General features: G+C 31.8%; 1 protein-coding gene and 1 pseudogene. Both read left to right on the top strand.

Annotation, left to right across the window (positions count from 1 at the left end; genetic code table 11):
- A partial coding sequence (locus tag AC1XJX_RS13520) for a T9SS type A sorting domain-containing protein (RefSeq protein ID WP_482004520.1) occupies positions 1-2469 on the top strand: 2469 nt, incomplete at its 5' end.
- Positions 2470-2921: 452 nt separating this feature from the next.
- Positions 2922-4052, top strand: a pseudogene (locus AC1XJX_RS13515) (formylglycine-generating enzyme family protein).
- Positions 4053-4260 lie beyond the last annotated feature (208 nt).

The raw sequence follows: 4260 nt of genomic DNA, 5'->3' as shown, positions 1-4260 counted from the left end.
CCTGGCGAAATAGATTTGGTTTTTAATAGGTATATTACAAAAATAGATGGAAATAGAATTCAGGTGAATACACCCATTTATGACGTATTAGACAGGTCTTTATCTCAATCTTACGTTTATAAGTACAATGGCAACAATCAAATAAAAGAATGTGGAATTGAAAATTTACGAATTTTTGTAGAATCTTCTGGTGTCACGGGTAGAGACCATATCGATACATGTATTAATATGGTAGGAGTAGATAATTCTTGGGTAAAAGGTGTAACTGCTTTAAGAATGAGTTATTCTGGTGTTAAATTCGCTGAAGCAACCCGTTGTTCAGTTGTAGATACCAAAGTTCTAGAGGTGCATGGCCCACTTTCTGGTGGATGGAGATATAATTTTAATGTAGAAGATCATTGTAATAATATTCTTTTCAATAATTGTACAGCCTCAAATGGTAGGCATTCATTTGTTGGCAATGGTGCAAGTGATGTAAATGGAATTGTTTTTACTAATTGTTCATCAACAGGTGATTATACAAGTTCTGAAAATCATAGAAGATGGGCTCAAGGTATGCTTTTTGATAATATTTCTTGGAGAAATACAAATGCAGGTTTTATTTTAGGATTGCACAATAGAGGAAGCTACGGAACTGGTCATGGTTGGACGCTAACAAATGGTGTTGCATGGAATATTGATGCACCAGCAAATAAAATTGTAGTTCAAAAGCCACCCATTGGGCAGAATTATGCTATTGGTTGCAACGCTGCTTATGTAAATGCTAATGGTCCTTTTTTAAAACCAGTAGGGTATATAAATGGAACTGGAAAGACTTTAAAAATACCATCTTTATATACCGCACAACTTAATGATAGAAAAACGCATGGTATATTACCTGATACTCCAGGAAAGTTATCAGTAAAAGATTATAAATTTTCTGATACAGAAAAATTTCTAGAGCTAAGTTGGTATGATGTCTCAATAGAGGAAACCAATTATGTTTTAGAACGCTCTTCAGATGGAGTCTCTTTTCAAACAATTGCAACACTTCCCGCAAATACAGAAACTTATATAGATACAGATTTGCAACAAGCTAACTATTTTTACAGGGTAAAAGCGAGAAATGCCATTGGTACTTCCCCAGCATCAAATACAACCCAGTCAATTGAATCTCAAGGGTCAATAACTTACTATGTAAAAGCAGGCGGATTAAACACAAATGATGGTTTGAGTGAAGCTAGTGCTTTCCCTACAATAAGTAAAGCAATTACTACAGCAAACGACGGAGATACTATAATTATAGTTGGTTCTATAAATCAAGTTGATCAGGTTACGTTATCTAAGTCTGTTTCAATTGAAGGAAAAAACAATGCTACCATTAACGGAGTTGATGGTGGAACTGTTGCTAAGATGTTTACACTTTCAGGAACAGGATTAGCAGTTTCATTTACAGATATTTCCTTTCAAGGAAGTACTAATAAAAGCATATCTAATGGTGGAGTGTTTTTAATTACTGGCGATTCAGATATTTATTTTATCAATTGTGTTTTTGATGGTAATTCTACATTAGGAGATTTTTCTGGTGGAGCAATTTATATAAGCAATGGAAGATTAACTGCAACAAATACACTTTTTAAAAATAATACTGCTGGAAAAAGTGGCGGTGCAATCTATATTAATGCTTCTTTAAATCCAATAATTAATTTAACAGAATGTACTTTTTATAATAATTTGGCAGAGGGTGTTGGTAATTCCGACGGTGGTGGAGCAATTTTATCAGAGGGTTTACCAAATACTTTTCCAGGCCAGCTGACAATAATAAATTCTACTTTTTTTCAAAATTATATAGCGAGAAGTAATCTAGATTACGGGGCAATCAGATCTACAAATACAAATATTTCTGTAACTAATAGCTTATTTTATAATAATAAAATTAATGGTGGTACTGGAGCTTCTAGTGATTTTGGTTCTGCTCCTGGAGGAGAGCAATCTTTCACCTATTCTATAGGCGAGTGGATTAGCAGCAATGTTGATACAAGATCTAATTTTATTTCATTTGTAAAAGGAAATTTAGATCCAAATGAAGTAGCAGCAGATTTAACAGCTTCAAATTTACGTTTTGATGAATCATTAGGAAAAGTAATTTATGATAATGTTTCTCAAGGAATTGATAGTCCTGTTGATTTTGGTGACGATGGTGAAGATGTTGGTGCTTGGAATTCAGAATTCACATTAAGTTTTGAAGATTCAGATGTTAACGATTTGATGATTTTTTATGAAAGTCAAAACAAAAGATTAAGGATAAAAAAATCTAGTGGCGAAGCACTAAATATTGAAATTTATAATATTTTAGGCGCTAAAGTATTTACTATAAAAAACATTCGTAAAGCTCAATCGATATATTTAGATCAGATGTCAAATGGATTGTACATATTAATTGCAGATTATTCAGGTAATTTTTTTTCAAAGAAGATTTTGATTAATTAAATGTAGTGTTTAAGAAATTAAAATTATTATTAATAGCTTTTAGTTATTATAATACTATTAGCGTAATTAAATATCTAAAAAGAGTAGAGTTACCATTGGTGAACCTAAAGTTAGGTATGATTTATTTCCAAAAACAGGATAGTTAAAAGAGAACAATTAGTAGTATTTGTTAATTATAAAATGAATAATTATTGAGTGTTAAATACAGAAAGTTAAAGTGTTTTCTTTTCTTCAATTTATAAATAAATTTAAGGGTTCTCAAAGTAAAAACTTAATTATAAAATTGTAGACAGAAGACCAGTCGATGTTATAGCGGTTTATGCTGATAATACAAATGCTAATACTATTTTAGAATCTATGGCAAAATTGACTTTAAAGAATCTTAAGTATTTTCTTGGAAGTGGGAGCAAAACCTTAATATTAAATAATAATTTCAATAAAATTGAATTGTAATGAATATTTTAAAAACAACAAAAAGAAAATACCTATTTATAATGACGCTTTCTGTTTTTTTAATATTGAGCTGTAAAAAGCAAAGCTATAAAGAATTAGAAACCAATAATTTTTGTTACAATACCATTTCTGAAAAGTTAATGGATAGTCTCATACATAATCCTCCGCAAGGAATGGTTTGGATACCTGGAGGTGTTTTTTTACAAGGTGCAGTGCCACAAGACAATATGGCAATGAAATACGAAAAGCCACAACATCAAGTGCTAGTTTGTGGATTTTTTATGGATTACACTGAAATAACCAATGCTGCGTTTTCAAGATTTGTTGAAGAAACCGGATATATTACCATTGCAGAGCGCCAGATAAATTGGGAAGACATGAAAAAACAATTACCAGCAGGTACATCTAAACCCCATGATTCGATATTACAACCAGGATCGTTAATGTTTAAAAAAACCAAAGAATCAGTACCAAATTTATACGATTTTTCACAATGGTGGCGCTGGGTAATAGGAGTCAATTGGAAACATCCCGTTGGAGCGGACAGTCATTTAGAAGGTAAAGAAAATCATCCTGTAGTACATGTTTCATATGAAGATGCCGAAGCATATTGTAAATAGGCAGGAAGACGTTTACCAACAGAAGCCGAATGGGAGTTTGCAGCTAGAGGAAATAAAACGAGCACAACTTATTTTTGGGGTAATGATATTTCAAAGCTCTCCGAACAAGCCAATAGTTGGGAAGGGTAATTTCCAGTTAACAATACTTTAGAAGATGGTTTTGAAAGAACAGCACCTGTAAAATCCTACGCACCAAATGATTTTGGTTTATATGATATGGCTGGTAATGTATGGGAATATACATCAGATTGGTATAACGTTACTTATTATAATGAGTTAGCAGCTAAAAACAAAACTATTTATAATCCCAAAGGTGCAGATAAAGCATACAATCCGAATAATCCTTATTTACAAGAAAAGATAATAAAGGGCGGTTCATTTTTATGCAGCGATTCATATTGTGCTAGTTATAGGGTGTCTTCTAGGATGGGAACTAGTATAGATTCCTCTGCTGAACATATTGGTTTTAGAACGGTTGTAACACTTCAAGAGTTATTACTGAAAAAATAAAGCTTCATATTAAGGTTTTTGAAGTTTAATTTTTTTTATTTTCTCAAGATAGAATAAGTGAATAAAAAACTTTAAAAAATATTATATTTGATAAGGTAATGAAGAATTGATGTTTCACTATTGTTTCACCATTTTATTGATAGAAGCTGGTAAGGCAATAAACATAAGGGTTAGGGCAAAAAGTATGAATCCCTTCGCGGTCACTAAA

The organism is Flaviramulus sp. (assembly GCF_982512915.1).
This window is presented reverse-complemented; position numbering and strand designations above follow the sequence as displayed.